Here is a 17,034-nt window from a genome sequence, read left to right as displayed (position 1 = left end):
TAGATCCTGTTGCTCCAGTATCACCGGTAGGTCCGGTAATTCCAGTATCACCTGTAACTCCAGTTGCACCAGTGTCACCTGTAGGGCCTGTTGCTCCAGTATCGCCAGTAGGACCGGTAATTCCAGTCGCACCAGTAGAACCTGTGACTCCAGTATCACCTGTAGTTCCTGTTACTCCGGTGTCTCCAGTAGGTCCGGTTGCTCCGGTATCACCTGTAGGTCCTGTGACTCCAGTATCACCTGTAGATCCAGTTATTCCAGTATCACCAGTAGGTCCTGTTACTCCTGTGTCTCCAGTAGGGCCGGTAATTCCAGTCGCACCAGTAGAACCTGTGACTCCAGTGTCACCTGTAGATCCAGTTACTCCAGTATCACCGGTAGGTCCGGTAACTCCAGTATCGCCAGTAGGTCCGGTAATTCCAGTATCACCTGTAGCTCCAGTTGCACCAGTGTCTCCAGTAGGACCGGTAATTCCAGTATCACCTGTAGGTCCGGTAATTCCAGTCGCACCAGTAGAACCTGTGACTCCAGTATCACCTGTAGCTCCAGTAACTCCGGTGTTTCCAGTAGGTCCTGTTGCTCCTGTGTCTCCAGTAGGTCCGGTTACTCCAGTATCGCCAGTAGGTCCGGTTATTCCAGTGTCACCTGTAGGTCCTGTTACTCCAGTATCACCTGTAGATCCTGTTGCTCCAGTATCACCGGTAGGTCCGGTAATTCCAGTATCACCTGTAACTCCAGTTGCACCAGTATCGCCAGTAGGACCGGTTATTCCAGTGTCACCTGTAGGGCCTGTTGCTCCAGTATCACCAGTAGGTCCTGTTACTCCAGTGTCACCTGTAGTTCCGGTTGCTCCAGTGTTGCCAGTAGGACCGGTAATTCCAGTCGCACCAGTAGAACCTGTGACTCCAGTATCACCTGTAGCTCCAGTAACTCCGGTGTCGCCTGTAGGTCCAGTAACTCCGGTGTTTCCAGTAGGTCCGGTTATTCCAGTAGGTCCGGTTATTCCAGTATCACCTGTAACTCCAGTTGCTCCAGTAGATCCTGTGACTCCAGTGTCACCAGTAGATCCTGTTACTCCGGTGTCTCCAGTAGGTCCGGTTACTCCAGTATCACCTGTAGGGCCGGTAATTCCGGTATCACCTGTAGGTCCTGTGACTCCAGTATCTCCTGTAGCTCCAGTTATTCCAGTATCACCAGTAGGTCCTGTTACTCCTGTGTCTCCAGTAGGGCCGGTAATTCCAGTATCGCCAGTAGGTCCGGTAATTCCAGTCGCACCAGTAGAACCTGTGACTCCAGTATCACCTGTAGCTCCAGTAACTCCAGTGTCACCTGTAGATCCGGTTACTCCTGTATCGCCAGTAGGACCGGTAACTCCAGTATCACCTGTAGTTCCTGTAATTCCAGTTGCACCAGTAGATCCAGTTACACCAGTGTCACCTGTAGATCCGGTTACTCCAGTTACTCCAGTGTCTCCAGTAGGTCCGGTAATTCCAGTCGCACCAGTAGAACCTGTGACTCCAGTATCACCTGTATCTCCAGTTACTCCAGTATCACCTGTAGATCCGGTTACTCCGGTGTCGCCTGTAGGTCCAGTAACTCCGGTGTCTCCTGTAGTTCCTGTTACACCAGTATCGCCAGTAGGACCGGTAATTCCAGTATCACCTGTAGATCCAGTAACTCCGGTGTTTCCAGTAGGTCCGGTTGCTCCAGTGTCTCCAGTAGAACCTGTGACTCCAGTATCACCTGTAGCTCCAGTAACTCCAGTGTCTCCAGTAGGTCCGGTTGCTCCAGTGTTGCCGGTAGGTCCGGTTACACCAGTGTCACCTGTAGGTCCAGTTGCACCGGTATCGCCTGTAGATCCAGTTGCTCCAGTGTCACCAGTAGGTCCGGTAACTCCAGTGTTGCCAGTAGCTCCAGTTATTCCAGTGTCACCAGTAGGTCCGGTTACACCAGTATTGCCTGTAGCTCCAGTTGCTCCAGTATCACCGGTAGGTCCGGTAACTCCAGTATCACCGGTAGGTCCGGTAACTCCAGTATCGCCAGTAGGACCGGTAATTCCAGTATCACCAATAGATCCTGTTGCTCCTGTGTCACCTGTAGGCCCGGTAACTCCGGTAACTCCGGTATCACCTGTAGCTCCAGTTGCTCCGGTGTCACCTGTAGGTCCAGTAGATCCTGTTGCACTTGATGAAAATTCTATGCTAAGGAATGGTCTTTGAGTTTCGACTGCCCACTCTTTTGAGAAATATCCTATAATAGTGTCAATTATATTTTCGATACCAGTTAATGTTAAACCAAAATTTGTTGCTGGGTTATTTACCCAATCAATCACTAAATTAGTTATATTAATACTTATATACATACCGACATCTGCATCAGTAACATTTGTAGAATAAATTGTTGGATTTATTGCTGGCGCATTATTCCACGTAACTGTATCTTCAGAAAAATCGCTTGCATTTGTAAATACGCTAACGGTTTGTGGGGATAAAACAGCATCAGGTAAATCTTTTCTAAAAACGAATAAATTTAAGGAAGCATTTGTTATAGTACTTCCGGATGGAAGAGACCCAGTTAAATTAAATTTTAATAAACTTCTAAATAGGTCATTAGGCTGAACAAATCTCCCTGTAAATAAAAGACTCGAAAATCCAAAGTTCGTGTTTGGATTTAACAATGATATATAAGCATCTGCAATAGGGACAAGAATTGCAGTAGGCATTGTGTCATCTCCTTAATTTCTTTATTTTTTCCTAGATAAAAAAAGATACATCACTAATAATATACGGAAAATTGTAAAGTCTTGGCACAATATAATGCAATTATGTATATAAAAATGGAACAGATTTTAAATTTTATGTACTATAGAATAGATAAAAAAATCAATATTTCTCTATACTGAAACTTTAAATAAATAATGAATGCTATGAAAAATGTACTTGATTTTATATCAAAGCCCTCTGATTTTAGCAGAGGGCCAATCTTATATTCTAATCTAATTTTTTAATGGTTAATTGAGAGCCAACTCCTGGAGCCAATGTCATCACTAAAGGAGTTGCTGAGTTATTTCTTAAAGTGATGACATCTCCGGCAGCAAGAGTTAATATAGCGCTTCCGAATAATTCACCAGTAGCAACTAAAGCTGTTATAGGAGTAGATGCATCAACAGTACCATTTACAGCAATTGCAATTTGTGCACCAACACCTGCTGTTATACTTACACCATAATTTATTTCATAAGTGCCAGCACTTGCTACGGTAATAGTAGTGGTACCTGGTGTGTGAGTTATACCACTTAACGGTCCATTGTTAGAGAATGGAACGTCTGCACCACCAACAACAGTTGAATCGGCTATTGTTGCAAGTTCATATACATAGCCATCAGCAGCTAGACCTGCACCTGTTGCTCCAGTAGGTCCAGTAACGCCAGTATCACCTGTAGGTCCAGTTACACCAGTATCACCTGTAGGTCCAGTAACGCCAGTATCACCTGTAGATCCTGTTGCTCCAGTGTCTCCAGTAGGTCCTGTTACACCAGTATCACCTGTAGGTCCAGTTACACCAGTATCTCCAGTAGGTCCGGTTACACCAGTATCACCTGTAGGTCCAGTTACACCAGTATCACCTGTAGGTCCGGTTACACCAGTATCACCTGTAGGTCCTGTAACGCCAGTATCTCCAGTAGGTCCGGTTACACCAGTATCACCTGTAGGTCCGGTTACACCAGTATCGCCTGTAGGTCCAGTAACGCCAGTATCTCCTGTAGGTCCAGTTACACCAGTATCGCCAGTAGGTCCTGTTGCTCCAGTGTCTCCAGTAGGTCCTGTAACGCCAGTATCACCTGTAGGTCCTGTTGCACCAGTATCTCCTGTAGGTCCAGTTACACCAGTATCGCCAGTAGGTCCGGTTACGCCAGTATCACCTGTAGGTCCGGTGGCGCCAGTAACTGCGCTGCCAGTATTTCCTGCAGGTCCAGTTTCTCCAGTGGCACCAGTAGGTCCAGTAGGTCCAGTAGGTCCGGTAGCACCAGTAGCGCCAGTTCCTCCAGATGAGAATTCTATGCTAAGGAATGGTCTTTGTGTTTCAACTGCCCACTCTTTTGAGAAGTAACCTATAATTGTATCAATTACATTTTCAATACCAGTTAATGTTACACCAAAATTTGTTGCTGGGTTGTTTGCCCAATCTATCACTAAATTAGTTATATCAATACTTATATACATACCAATATCTGCATCAGTTACATTTATAGAATAAATTGTCGGATTTATTGCCGGTGCATTATTCCACGTAACTGTATTTTCAGAAAAGTCGCTTGCATTTGTAAATACGCTGACAGTCTGTGGAGACAAAACAGCATCAGGAAGATCTTTTCTAAAAACAAATAAATTTAAAGAAGCATTTGCTATAGAACTTCCGGATGGAACAGAACCAGTTAAATCAAATTTTAATAAACTTCTAAATAGGTCATTAGGTTGAACAAATCTTCCTGTAAATAAAAGACTTGAAAATCCAAAGTTCGTGTTTGGATTTAACAATGATATATATGCATCGGCAATTGGGCTAATAATTACACTAGGCATTGTGTCATCTCCTTAATTTTCTTTTGTTTTCAAATGACTTAACTATTATTATAGTTGTCTAATATAATATATGTTAAATCATTAAAGCTGCTACAATTATGATAAATGACTATAATATTCAGATTATTATTATCACTTTTATTTTATAAGTGTTATATATGGACAGTTTAATCTATAATTTTCTTAGATTAAATATACTTAAAAATAAGTGCTTTAAATTTTCATAGTTTTTAAACCCGCATGTTTCCTATAAATATTTATATATTTTTATATTTAAATAGTAAAATATGTTTATATAAAACTAGATACCTATAAATATATATTTCTATATAAATATTTTTCTATGTATTGATTCTAGTATAGTTTTATGGACACATTCCTGAAATAAATTATAATTAAAGTAAGAGAGGTGTGTCTGAATGAGAGGGAAGAGTTATGCATAAGATTTTAAGCAAATGATAATCGAGGTATATAACACTAAAAAAAATGAAAAAATAGAAATAGAATTTGTGTGAAAATTTCCAATTTAGCTTGTAACGCAAAAAGCGGTGACATGCTAAATTGGATACAACTTGCAACTTAGGGATTTCAGCTATGTTTCCATAGTCTTCCGGATTATTATGACCCTTGGGGTTACAGAAATATTTATTGTTTCGGTAAGATACCACATAAGTCTGAATTCAGATTTGAGTATCTATAAAAGTATTGTTTTGAAACTTAGCTACATACTGGTAGGATATAAAAAAGCCTTTCATATTACTTCCAACAATATCACATATTTGATCTAAAAAATTATCATCTTCTTGTGATATTTCTCTAGAGTAATGAAATATATATGGATTTATATATCCACATTCCTCGAATATTTTTTGTATATCTGGTAATGTGAAAAATTTTGTGCACTTTGGATTTAATATGGAATCGTGATTATAGATAAAAGTTCCCTTTAATAAACCTTTTATAACAGAATAATGCATTAAATTTGGTATTGTGGCGATTATATATCCATCAGGCTTTAAATATTTTTTTAACTCAGTTAGTAATTTCCATGGATCCTTACTAAATTGAAGTTTATTCCCAATAATTATATAATCAAAAAAGTTGGTTTTGCTTTCTTTGAAGTTCATAGTATAGTTTTCTTCAAAATCCCCAGTCATTGTTTCTATTATTTTTTCACATATTTTGGATACATTTCTATTTTGTTCTATACCATACAGCATTGCATTAGGATACATATATTTTAATTTAAGCAGGGTAGATCCCAGACCACAATTAAATTCAATAATATTCAATTTTTTTTCTATTGGTTCATTTATACGGTTTATAATATCAAACTTTAATAAACTTTCTGAATTAGAATTGAAGCCCCATTTTTCTTCAAACTTATGAGCATTTGTTTTTAGAATGTTATTAAATTTAGCATAATCACTCTTAAAAGATGTGCTTCCAAAATGGTGTATGAAACTATCATTACAAACCATGAGTTTATATCCAGCCTCCACAATCCTCATGCATAAATCATCATCTTCAAAATTTCCAGGAGTAAACCTCTCATCAAAGGTTCCGACTTTATTAATAACTTCTCTTTTAATTAACATGCAGAAGGCTACCAATCTGGATTTTTCTTCCCACATCTCTGAATTAGAGATATTGTTTTTGTCTGCAAAATCGATCATATCTTCTATATCTGTATATGGAACATTTATTGCCTGATAGTTGGAACAATTATTAGTAATTGAGGCCACAGCACCAATTTTTTCATTGCTGTATAGACAGGCTTTAAGGTTATCAAGCCATCTTGGTGTAGCTTTTGTATCATTGTTTAAAACTAAAATATCGTTATCTTTTTCAGCTGCATTTATTCCAAGATTACAGCCTTTTGGAAAGCCCAAGTTCTCATCATTTAAAATGAGTTTAATATCAGTTTGTTCTTTAAGCCATTCTCTAGTTCCATCACTAGAATTGTTATCTACAATGATTATTTCATAAGTACCTAAAGTAGTATATTTTCTTATACTTTCAAGGCATATTTGATTATAATTAATATTATTATAGGTTAGTATTATTATTGAAGTTTTTTTGTTTTGAAACATTATTTTAATATCTCCTGTAATAGATTAATATAGTAATTGTTTATTTATAAACAACCATACTTAAAATCATACTAGTGCTTCATTGTATTTTATGAAAATTAACAAAAAGCGTGAAAAATAGAGTTTAAAATATCTTGATTTTGCCATATTCTAAAAGAAAGAGTTTATTTTTTCGCATATTTTTATCCACTCAAAATTATCTCTTGTATTAATTTGAATATCATTGCACACCTGTTCAAGTAGCTTTTCGTTTGAGCATGTTAAAATCAATTTCTTTGAAAGTTCCTCAAAGTTATTTATTTGAAATATATCCCCATATTTTTTATCATCTGTAATATCTATTGCTCCCTCTACATCAGAGGATATAATATAATTTCCATTAAAAGCAGCTTCACCAAACACTTGAGCAAAAGCCTCAACCCTTGAAGTCAAACAAAATACTTTTGACTTCTTGTATTCTTCCATGAGTAACTTTCTATCATAAATAGGGCCTGTAAAAATAACTCTGCCTTGTAACTTAGGATAGTACTTATACAAGTAGTTATTAATATATTCATTAAAGCCGGGTTCAATGGGTCCTACTAATTTTAATTTCCAGTCAGGAAGTTTTTCTGACGCTATTTTAAAGGCTTCCATTATAATTTCAGTAGCTTTTTCATAAGAACCTAGCCTGCCAACTGTTAATATGATATTTTCCTTATCCTTGTAATTTATCAATGGACTATCAAAAAAATCATAAAATCCATTAGGTATATGCTCAACCTTTATAGGCCAGTCAGTATCAATTATTTTTTTTAGATTTTTCGATTCCACGGAAACCAAACTGTTATTACTTAACAAATTAATGCTTCGATCATTAAAAGTTATTCTATTTAGCCAATATCTATTTAAATCTAGTTTTAAGTAAATATTGCCATTGGGATTTACTGATTTAAATCTTTCTATCATATTTAAATTAAAATCATATAAGCCAATAAACATAAGGATATCTGTTTTTTGCAATAAGGATGTCACTGAAGCTTCGTCGTCCATAAAATTAAGAGTAATGTTTTTTGTAAATACTTCATCATAATGTTCTTCATTTTTGCCACATAAAATAGAAACCTCATAATTTAAATGCTTTTGAAAGACATAAGGGATTAAACCTACATCTTTTGTAAGATGAAAATTTTGAAGTCCAGGCCAATATAAAGTAAAATATTTTTTCATAGTTCCTCCTATTTTTTTATATAGAAAAACTCAAGGCATTAACCTCGAGTTTAAACTATTTTTAATTCTAGATTTTACAACTAATTAAAGAATAATTTATATTAGATTTTATAAAATATTGAATAAAATTCAATATCCAAATTACATCTAAATCTAAAGACTTAAGCAATTTAGGCTTTACTGAGATCAGGGACACTAAATAAGCGTCCCTCTCAATCCAAAGTCCATAGCACTTACTGATCTTTAATTAATTATTACTAGCATATTGTTCCACATGTTGCTATTGCACCAAGAGTTGCGTTATTTATACTTAAAGTACCAACAGTAACTGCACTAGTAACAGTTGCAATTACACTATAAGTGCAGCAGTCATCTGAACAACAATCGCCACAGTCACAAACAAAGAAAGAGAATGTTTCAGATGCTAATAGTGCTACTAAATTAAATGTGAATGCAGGTCCAACAGGAACTGGAGTAGATTGACCTCTGCATTGTTTAAATACTTGGAAATTTATAGTTCCTGTAAATGCAACTGTAGCAACTAAATTACTTGCAAATTCTAATTTTACGCAAGCATTCTTTAAGCGAGAAGTGTTTAAAGAAAGAGCGGTAAGAGGAAAAGCTGTTCCTAAAACAGTAGCAGGAGGGAGCGTTACTGCACCCGGTGTACTACATCTTATAATAGTTGGACATAAATCTTTTTCTTTCCTGCAATCATCATGATCATCATGATATTTTGACATTGAATTCATAAATAGAATCCTCCTTTTAATTTAGATAAATTTTTATAAAAATTTCTATATGGATAATTTAGAATTCTTTGGTTCTTCTACTATAATATATGAACTTTATCAAAGAAGGTGATGATAATACTTGAATTTTATAATTGAATATAATAATTCAATAAAAGGATACCATCACATCTTTATATCTATTTTTAGTAAAAGACCTCAATCTATTTATCTACAGAAATTCTAATAATCCTTGTAATTATAATGTTAATCATACTATTGATCATTATCATCACCGTCTGAGAATAATGGCTCTAAGTTTTGATCAGGATAGAATTTAGGAATTGGAGCCTTTTCAAATCTCTCACATGGGTCTTCCTCTGGTTCCTCTTCACATGGTTCTTTTGGAACAGGGCAATAATCATAAGCTGGTATAAGAAGTTGAACAATAAGCTCACATTTTACAACAATATAGTAACCTAAAGTTATATCTAAAACGTCGTTTCCTTCTTCATCTTCTAATAATTCACCTGCCAAAGCTTGGGCAACCATTTCAAGTTTTATTATATTAGAATCCAAATCAGCTGCATCTTGAACAGGAACAAAGCTAGCAGAAATTTGAGCTATAGACTCAGGGCAATAAAATTTTCCTATTACATCGGTTCTATTAACTTCGAACAGTTCGCTTTGATTTACACCATTTGCATCTATATAATCTGCATAGAAAGAAATTCTATAGGAAATAACTATTTTTTTGAAGCCAGGTCTGCCTGCAAGTGGAATCTTATCCACAGAAATTAATGTTAAATTAAAATCTCTACTACCAATATATCTTTTAGGATCTGTTAGTGGATTGCTTCTTAATTCAGAATCTGTTGTATTTGTGTCAGGACCATCGCCATATACAAGACATCTTTTTATTAGGCATTGATCAAAAATCTTTGGTACTTCAATGCAAACTAATTCAGAAGGATCTGGTAAATGTCCTTGTTTATTTACAAGGCCAGGACGTGGCGAAAATTTCTTGAAGTTAATGGGCATATATTTTCCTCCTCTTCAAAAAGTATATTGAATATAAGTCTATTCAACATTTACAATACATTATATGAAATTACATTATGCTGGTGATAATAAAAGTTAAATTAAAATAAGTTTTACAAAAAAGCATAATAAACTTCTATTAAAAATATAATTTTATTAAGGAGGGAGTGGCATGAATAGTATATATGTTGATTATACTGATAACATATGGAAATTTTTCCGAAATGATAATAAAGAATTGTGTTATAAAATTATGTATGAAGAAGGAAAATGGACTAAAGAAAATTTGATTAATAATGAAGTATTGGGGTTTGCTGTTTATGTTGAGGGGGATGAGAGAATACATATAGTATACAGCAATATTAAGGGTGAATTGAAATATTGCACAATGAAGGATAAACATTGGGTCGGAAAAACTCTATATCAAATGGATTTTGATGAGTTTCAAATAGAGCATTTAAAGATTGAAATTATTGGAGAAGAAATGCATATATTTTTTTTGCTCATAAGCAATGATGGCAGTGATCACGGTGTGTTAATGCATTGCGCCTGGAATGGAAAAGAGACGAAATTTTTCTCGCTGCAAGATATCGTCTTGGTACCTAACTTAAAGGATTATTATTTAGTAAACACAAATGAACAAAGTGGCCTTGAAGTATTTTTCATCACAGATGAAGGAGATGAAGTCTCACTAAACTATTGTAACTTTGAAAATCGTAAATGGTCTTCTGCTAAAAGACTTTATGGGATTCAAGGAGATGATATATCTTTTGAAGTGTTAAGGGACCAACAACAGGATGTTCATATATTAAACAAATCTAGAGAAGATTTATTGTATTTTATTGATCACGTTTGTATAGATATTAGTGGTAATATACAAGTTTACAGAGTCCGTGAAAGTAATATGAACTTAATCGATCCAATATTATTTATTGGAAATAACGAATTATGTGCCTGTTGGATAGAACAAAATAAGATATTTTATTCATTTTTTAATAATGAGCAATGGGAAAGCCCTATATATTTTGATAAAGGTAATGAATTTACAGTAATGAGATACCATTGTTTTATGCATTATAACAGAGATAATTCCGTTAAATTACTAGAGACTTACGGAACAGATGAACCGGATTTAAATCTATATATTCCAAATAGATTTACTATGAATAATTCATTGAAACATGAGACGAATCAAGTTAATAATGAAATTTCATTTAATGAAAATGAGGAAATTCAAAATTTAAAACTCGAATTATCTAAAGTGAAGTTAGAAAAGAAAAATTTGGATAGGAAAATTGATTCATTAAATATGCAATTGCAAAAAAAACAAAGATTCATGGATGATTATGAAGAGAGAATTGCAATAATATTAGAACAAAAACGTAAGACAGATGAGAATTATAATGTATTTATAGAGTTACAACAAAATCTTCAAAAGGAATTTGATGATACAAAAAAGCAGCTGGATGATGCAAAAAAACAGTTGAATGATGCAAAAGATCAATTACTAAAAGAAAAAGATATTAGGATAAGTATAGAAAAAAAATTATTAGAACTTGAAAATGAAAATCTAATAATTAGACAGAAAGTCATGACAATAAATGAAGAAAAGAATAAATTATATGAAGACCTTGAATTTGAAAGGAATCAATCTATTATGGAACGTTTATTAAGAAAGAAACCAAGTGGAATATAGAATCACTTCTAAAATTTTAGAACATACAATAAGGTAGAAATATCTTATAAATAATATTAGGATAACACCAGATAGAGGCGATTTATATGAAAGCAGAAAAGTATGATTATATAATGGTATTTACTTGTCATCAGAGAGCACTATATATATATGAGCATTTAACTAAAAGAAATATTAAAACAAAATTAGTTAGTGCTCCTAATAAAATTAATATTAGCTGCACTCAGGCAGTCAAATTCAAAGACATAGATATGGAAATTGTTCAAACAGAATTATATAAGAATAATATTTATCCAACCGCAATGTATAAGATTTTAGGAGAAGGAAAAAATGAAACTTATGAATTAGTTGAATAAGATCTGGTTAAACCAGGTCTTTTCATGTTTTTGTTGCATAATAACGAAGAACAAAGCATAAATTTTAATATAAGAAAATGATGGGGTGACAGCAAACTTATGATTGATAAACTAGAGAAGATGATTTATTATGTATCGAATATAGGCACAGGTAGAGTATCTATCATTGATGGTGATACTTATCGCATTATAAAAGAAGTTGAAATTGGTCCAAGGCCTCAAAATATAGTTATAGACGAAAAAAACAATATATATATAGCTAGTGATAGAAATAATAAAGTTACTCTTATTCATGATTTGTTTAATTCTGATAAAACATGGAATATCCCCAATAATGGTAATATAAAAGTGGATTCCAATAATAAAAAGATATATGCATGCGATACGGAAGAGGTATGCATTTATAATTTAGAAACTAGTGAAAAGATTGGTTCTTTGAAAGGCTTTATAGCGGCAAATTGCTTGGAACTTGATAAATCCAAGAGAAGATTATTTGTATTGGATATTTTACAGAATGAAATTAAGGTATATGATACATCAGATTTTCATTTAATCAATCTATATAAAGAAGTTGGCATTTTACCAAACTATATTATTATAGAAAAAAATGAGAAATGTATCTATATCGCTAACAAAGGAGCAAATAAAGGAAATTATAAAGGAAATGTCTCTATACTTAATCTTGAAAGTGGAGATATTTCATATATAAGCCTACAAATAGGTTCTATAATTACAGCTCTAGAACAGAATGAAACTTTTTTGTATGCAGCTAATAGTGGCTTACATAGAATTGAAGTTATAGACTTGCTAAAGAAAGAATGCATAACAAATATAAAAACTACGCTTCCAAAAATACAAAGGCTTCGATTATCTCCAGATAAAAAAATACTCTTAGTAACGAGTCGAAGTGATGATGGGAGAGGAGTAATTGATAGAATTGACACTTCAAATAATAAAATTATAGATACATTTAATTTTGAACAAAATAATAGTCTTCCATATGATATTGGGATAGTAACTAAAAGTAAACTCCAAGTACAAGATGAATTTTCTAATTTAATAGATTCAGAAGAAAAATTAAAACAGGAAAATAGTATTACTATAATCGCAAAAAAAGTGCTATCTACTTATCAAGAAAAAATAATTTTCTCTGAAATTTCAATTAGATTACCCTTAAATAAGGATGCAATTATGAACCTAGAATATATTAAATTTAAAAAATGTGAAGTTATAAATGAAACAAAAAATATAACGATTGTAGATACTCGAAAAGATTATTCAATATTACAATATAATTTTTACATACCATATATCGTAGAGTTTAAAGGTAAGGATAAAGAAAAATATATTGTAGAAGGAAAGATTGAAGGAATGCAGAAAGCAAGGTTATATATCCCGGTTTATGCAGAACAACAAGGAGTAGAGTTTGTAGTAAATTCTTTTGCTACAATAACAAGCAATCCAGTTGTTGCAAATGAAAAAATGAAGTTTGAAGTTAGTGTTTTGATTTCTACAAAAGCAATTGTAGATGAAATGATATCCATACCTATATACAATAACTATAATCTATGGAATATTAGAGGAGAGCAAAAGAATTGAAAATAATGACGAATATATTTGCAGCATTCCTCTAATTTTTACATATCATTATATAATAAAGCTTATTTTATATTCCGTAAGATTTTTCATATTGATTTTTAGTACTTTATGATGAAGCTATATTTAATTATAAAGGTACAGATTTTTATGCACTTTAGTACAGGGAATGAATTAAGAGGAATGATACTAATTAAACGTTGCATAACTTTTATAGAAAGTTATTAAGGTAATTTTATCAGAAAATGATAAAGTTAATGTAGGAATAAATGAAATTTTTTAAGGTAATATCCAGATTATAATATATAGTTAAAAGAGGTGCTTATTTTATAATGAAGATATTAATAACTGGAGCAAAAGGACAGTTAGGTAGAGAGATTACTGAAATAATAAAAATCGGAAGAGCTGATATAGGAGAAATATCGGAGAGTATAAAAGTATCTGAAGTTATTGGCTTTGACGTAGATAGGCTAGATATAACAAATTTAGTCAAGGTTAAAGAGGTACTGAGTTATTTAAAGCCAGAGGTAGTAATAAACTGCGCTGCAGCCACCAATGTTGATAGATGCGAAATTGATGAAGATTTTGCGTTTAGAGTTAACTCAATAGGACCAAGAAATCTTGCTATAGCTTGTGACGCCATAGGCGCTAAACTAGTACAAGTTTCTACTGATTATGTGTTTAATGAAAATAATCATAAGCCATTGAAAGAATATGATTTAGCTTCACCATCTAGTGTATATGGTAAAACTAAATTTCTTGGAGAGCAGTATGTACAGCTATTATGTTCAAAGCATTTTATTGTAAGAACAGCGTGGCTTTATGGTTATGTAGGAAGTAATTTTGTTTATACAATAATGAAACTTTCTAAAGAAAAAAACCATATTAATGTTGTGAATGATCAAATGGGAAATCCCACTTATGCTAATGATTTAGCATATCATATCTTGAAGCTAATAGAAACAGATGGTTACGGAATATATCATTGTACTAATAATGGCGAGTGTACATGGTATGAATTTGCTAAAAGAATTGTTAAATTATCTGGAGAAGAATGTGAAGTAAGACCTTGTACTTCTGAAGAGTATAAGACTCAGGCAAAAAGGCCTAAATATTCGTCTCTCGATAATGCGATGTTAAGAAATACTGTTGGCGATGAAATGAGAGATTGGAAAGATGCAATAGAAGCGTTTATAAGTAAATTAGGCAAGTGAAATGAAGGAGTTGTAGTCATGAAAACTTATTTAGTTACAGGTGGAGCTGGATTTATAGGGTCAAATTTTATTTTATATATGCTAAATAAATACGAAGATATTAATATAATAAATTTAGATAAGTTAACTTATGCAGGGAATTTAGAAAATCTTAAATCAATAGAGAATGATAAAAGATACGAATTTGTTGAAGGAGATATTTGTGATAAAGAATTAGTTACAATACTTTTTAAGAAATATCATATAAATTATGTTGTCCATTTTGCAGCAGAATCCCATGTTGATAGAAGTATAAAAGAACCTGAAGTATTTGCGAAAACAAATATACTTGGTACTGTTAATATCCTCAATTGCGCAAAAAATGCTTGGGAAAATGAACAAGGATTTGAGGAAGGCGTTAAATTTCTTCAAGTATCAACAGATGAAGTTTATGGCTCATTAGGTTCTAAAGGCTTTTTTAAAGAGACTACCCATTTAGATCCTCATAGTCCATATTCTTCAAGTAAAGCAGGGGCAGATTTGATAGTTAAAGCTTATTATGATACGTACAAAATGCCTATAAATATAACAAGGTGCTCAAATAATTATGGACCTTTTCAATTTCCAGAAAAGTTAATTCCTTTATTAATAAATAATTGTTTAAATCATAAGAGGCTTCCTGTCTATGGAGATGGAATGAATATAAGAGACTGGCTTTTTGTAGAAGATCATGTAAAAGCTATTGATATGGTAATTAATAATGGAAGAGTAGGAGAGATATATAATATTGGTGGTCATAACGAAAGAACTAATATACAAATTGTTAAAACCGTTATTTCTTATATTAACGAAAATGTAGATAAGAATGTAAGTGAAAGCTTAATAAAATATGTTGAGGATAGAAAAGGACATGATAGAAGATATGGCATAGCACCAGACAAAATAAAAAAAGAATTGGGGTGGTACCCAGAAACTGCTTTTGAAGTTGGAATAAAACAAACAATAAAGTGGTATTTAGATAATAAAGAATGGATGAAAAATGTAACCTCTGGTGATTATCAAAAATATTATAAAAACATGTATAAATAATATAATTAATAAAAAGGCTCTAAACTATATTCCTAATGAAGACCACATGTTTGAGCAAGAACCTTTAAAAAGCCTTGTCAAAGATAGACAAGTGTTAATCAATAATAGAGCATATAATTAAAGTTCTTGCTTAAATAATTTTACTATTACCTGAACAAGAACTTTAATTATACAGTACATATTAAATGATTTTTTATTGTAGTCTAGTTTACGGGCTCAGCTTTTATGGAACAAATCAATTTCGTTAATGAATTCAAATTTGACGATACTTCTAATAATTGAGAGCTTATAGAGTTCAAATTAGAAAAATCAAGTTTCCCTGTCTTAGTAAATTCATTAATTGTCTCTTTTAGATTCTTAATATTTACACTTAAATTAGGTAATAGAGCTTTTAATTCCAATAGCTGATTATTTAATGATGACATATTCATATTTAACGTTTCAATATCATTTTGTTTTAAATTAGCAGAATTTTCACCTAATGAAGATATTTTATCACCGATATCTGCAACTTTGTTTGATAGGCTGTTTATTTCTTGGCCTAAAGATTCACTGTAAGAGTTCAGAGAATTTAGTTTCAAATCTTGATTTACTAAGATATCCATAACTTTATTAAGCAAATGATTAATTAATGTAACATCTTCTTGATCCTTTACACTATCTCTTTCAACATTTGAAGATTCCTTTGATGCAGAAATATCCTCAGAATTATTAGTCTCAGTCTCCTCATCATCGTAAGTATTCTCTTCAACAGGTTCTTCAATATAAGTTTCAATATTAAGTTCTTCCGATAAATCTATATTATTTGTCGAATCTGTATTATATGTTATTATATCTAAATATGGAGGATATTTTGACTCGAATGAAGATAATTTAATAATTGAATTAGAATCCTGATTTTGAGGAAGTAAAAATATATTATAGCTTTCGTTATGTGTTGTTAGAGATCTAATTAATGAAGTAACATTAATTTTTAAATAATGTCCTATATTATATCCATGTACTATATGATTTAATAACTTTGTATAATCCTTTTTGGGCAAGCTCGACCAATCAATAGCAGCTATATCTATATTGCTATAATTACCTAAAATACCAAAGCTAAAGGAATTCTTATAATCTGGTTTAATATCTTGAATAAACAAATATAAATATGCTTTCTTTACAGCGTTAGGATGTAATTCAGATAGTTGAAAGTTTAATAAAGAAATATAGCGATTATTGCCTAGTGACCTATTGTTTATGGACCCAACGAGTAATGAATCATTACTTGAAAAGTTTGTATTCGAATGATATTTATCCAAGTATGTTGAAGTATTGCAAATAGCTTTAATTGAATTTTCCACTTTTACTACTCCTTAAATTTTAAAGGTTTCATATTATACTATGAAATTTTATATTATTAGGTGCTTTTTGCTTATATACCAATATAAATTTATTTTTTAAG

The 17,034-nt window shown here is 32.5% G+C and carries 12 protein-coding genes and 1 pseudogene; 6 read left to right on the top strand and 7 right to left on the bottom strand.

Features of this window, described 5'->3' with window-relative positions:
- Window positions 1-71: 71 nt before the first annotated feature.
- Entirely contained in the window at window positions 72-2,219 is a 2,148-nt protein-coding gene (locus L1S46_RS26575) for a DUF4573 domain-containing protein (protein ID WP_343217285.1), read from the top strand.
- 38 nt (window positions 2,220-2,257) lie between these two features.
- Here the strand turns inward: L1S46_RS26575 and L1S46_RS22625 are convergent.
- The 6 genes and pseudogenes from L1S46_RS22625 to L1S46_RS22600 form a co-directional block, all read right to left on the bottom strand.
- Window positions 2,258-2,722, bottom strand: a pseudogene (locus L1S46_RS22625) (DNRLRE domain-containing protein); the annotation flags it as partial.
- A gap of 268 nt (window positions 2,723-2,990) precedes the next feature.
- A complete protein-coding gene (locus L1S46_RS22620; RefSeq protein ID WP_238901044.1) occupies window positions 2,991-4,583 on the bottom strand; it encodes a DNRLRE domain-containing protein in 1,593 nt (530 codons plus the stop codon).
- 680 nt (window positions 4,584-5,263) lie between these two features.
- Window positions 5,264-6,676: a glycosyltransferase gene (locus tag L1S46_RS22615; RefSeq protein ID WP_238901043.1), complete on the bottom strand. Its 1,413-nt coding sequence runs from the start codon at window positions 6,674-6,676 to the stop codon at window positions 5,264-5,266.
- Between the two features lie 150 nt (window positions 6,677-6,826).
- Window positions 6,827-7,885: a glycosyltransferase gene (locus L1S46_RS22610; RefSeq protein WP_238901042.1), complete on the bottom strand. Its 1,059-nt coding sequence runs from the start codon at window positions 7,883-7,885 to the stop codon at window positions 6,827-6,829.
- 257 nt (window positions 7,886-8,142) lie between these two features.
- Window positions 8,143-8,637, bottom strand: a complete 495-nt coding sequence (locus tag L1S46_RS22605; protein WP_017211582.1) for a DUF4489 domain-containing protein — start codon at window positions 8,635-8,637, stop codon at window positions 8,143-8,145.
- A 255-nt stretch (window positions 8,638-8,892) separates the two neighbouring features.
- Window positions 8,893-9,657 carry a hypothetical protein gene (locus tag L1S46_RS22600; RefSeq protein ID WP_017211583.1) on the bottom strand — a complete coding sequence of 255 codons (765 nt, stop codon included), beginning with the start codon at window positions 9,655-9,657 and terminating at the stop codon, window positions 8,893-8,895.
- A gap of 172 nt (window positions 9,658-9,829) precedes the next feature.
- Here L1S46_RS22600 and L1S46_RS22595 point away from each other — a divergent pair, with 172 nt between their 5' ends.
- The 5 genes from L1S46_RS22595 (at window position 9,830) to rfbB (ending at window position 15,587) form a co-directional block, all read left to right on the top strand.
- Entirely contained in the window at window positions 9,830-11,353 is a 1,524-nt protein-coding gene (locus L1S46_RS22595) for a hypothetical protein (protein WP_238901041.1), read from the top strand.
- Window positions 11,354-11,439: 86 nt separating this feature from the next.
- Entirely contained in the window at window positions 11,440-11,709 is a 270-nt protein-coding gene (locus L1S46_RS22590; RefSeq protein ID WP_012058792.1) for a DUF3343 domain-containing protein, read from the top strand.
- A 99-nt stretch (window positions 11,710-11,808) separates the two neighbouring features.
- Window positions 11,809-13,308: a hypothetical protein gene (locus tag L1S46_RS22585; protein WP_238901040.1), complete on the top strand. Its 1,500-nt coding sequence runs from the start codon at window positions 11,809-11,811 to the stop codon at window positions 13,306-13,308.
- A 329-nt stretch (window positions 13,309-13,637) separates the two neighbouring features.
- The gene (gene rfbD / locus L1S46_RS22580) at window positions 13,638-14,519 is read left to right on the top strand and encodes a dTDP-4-dehydrorhamnose reductase (protein WP_238901039.1); all 882 of its coding nucleotides are present in this window, start codon (window positions 13,638-13,640) and stop codon (window positions 14,517-14,519) included.
- Between the two features lie 18 nt (window positions 14,520-14,537).
- On the top strand, window positions 14,538-15,587 hold the full coding sequence (gene rfbB, locus L1S46_RS22575; protein WP_238901038.1) for a dTDP-glucose 4,6-dehydratase: 1,050 nt from the start codon (window positions 14,538-14,540) through the stop codon (window positions 15,585-15,587).
- Window positions 15,588-15,790: 203 nt separating this feature from the next.
- Here rfbB and L1S46_RS22570 read toward each other — a convergent pair whose 3' ends face one another.
- Complete coding sequence (locus L1S46_RS22570) at window positions 15,791-16,933, bottom strand: DNRLRE domain-containing protein (RefSeq protein ID WP_238901037.1); 1,143 nt, start codon at window positions 16,931-16,933, stop codon at window positions 15,791-15,793.
- Window positions 16,934-17,034 lie beyond the last annotated feature (101 nt).

Source organism: Clostridium sp. YIM B02500 (assembly GCF_022324665.1).
Lineage (GTDB): Bacteria > Bacillota > Clostridia > Clostridiales > Clostridiaceae > Clostridium > Clostridium beijerinckii.
Note: the sequence above shows the minus strand (reverse complement) of the source record. Positions and strands in the feature narration are given on the sequence as shown.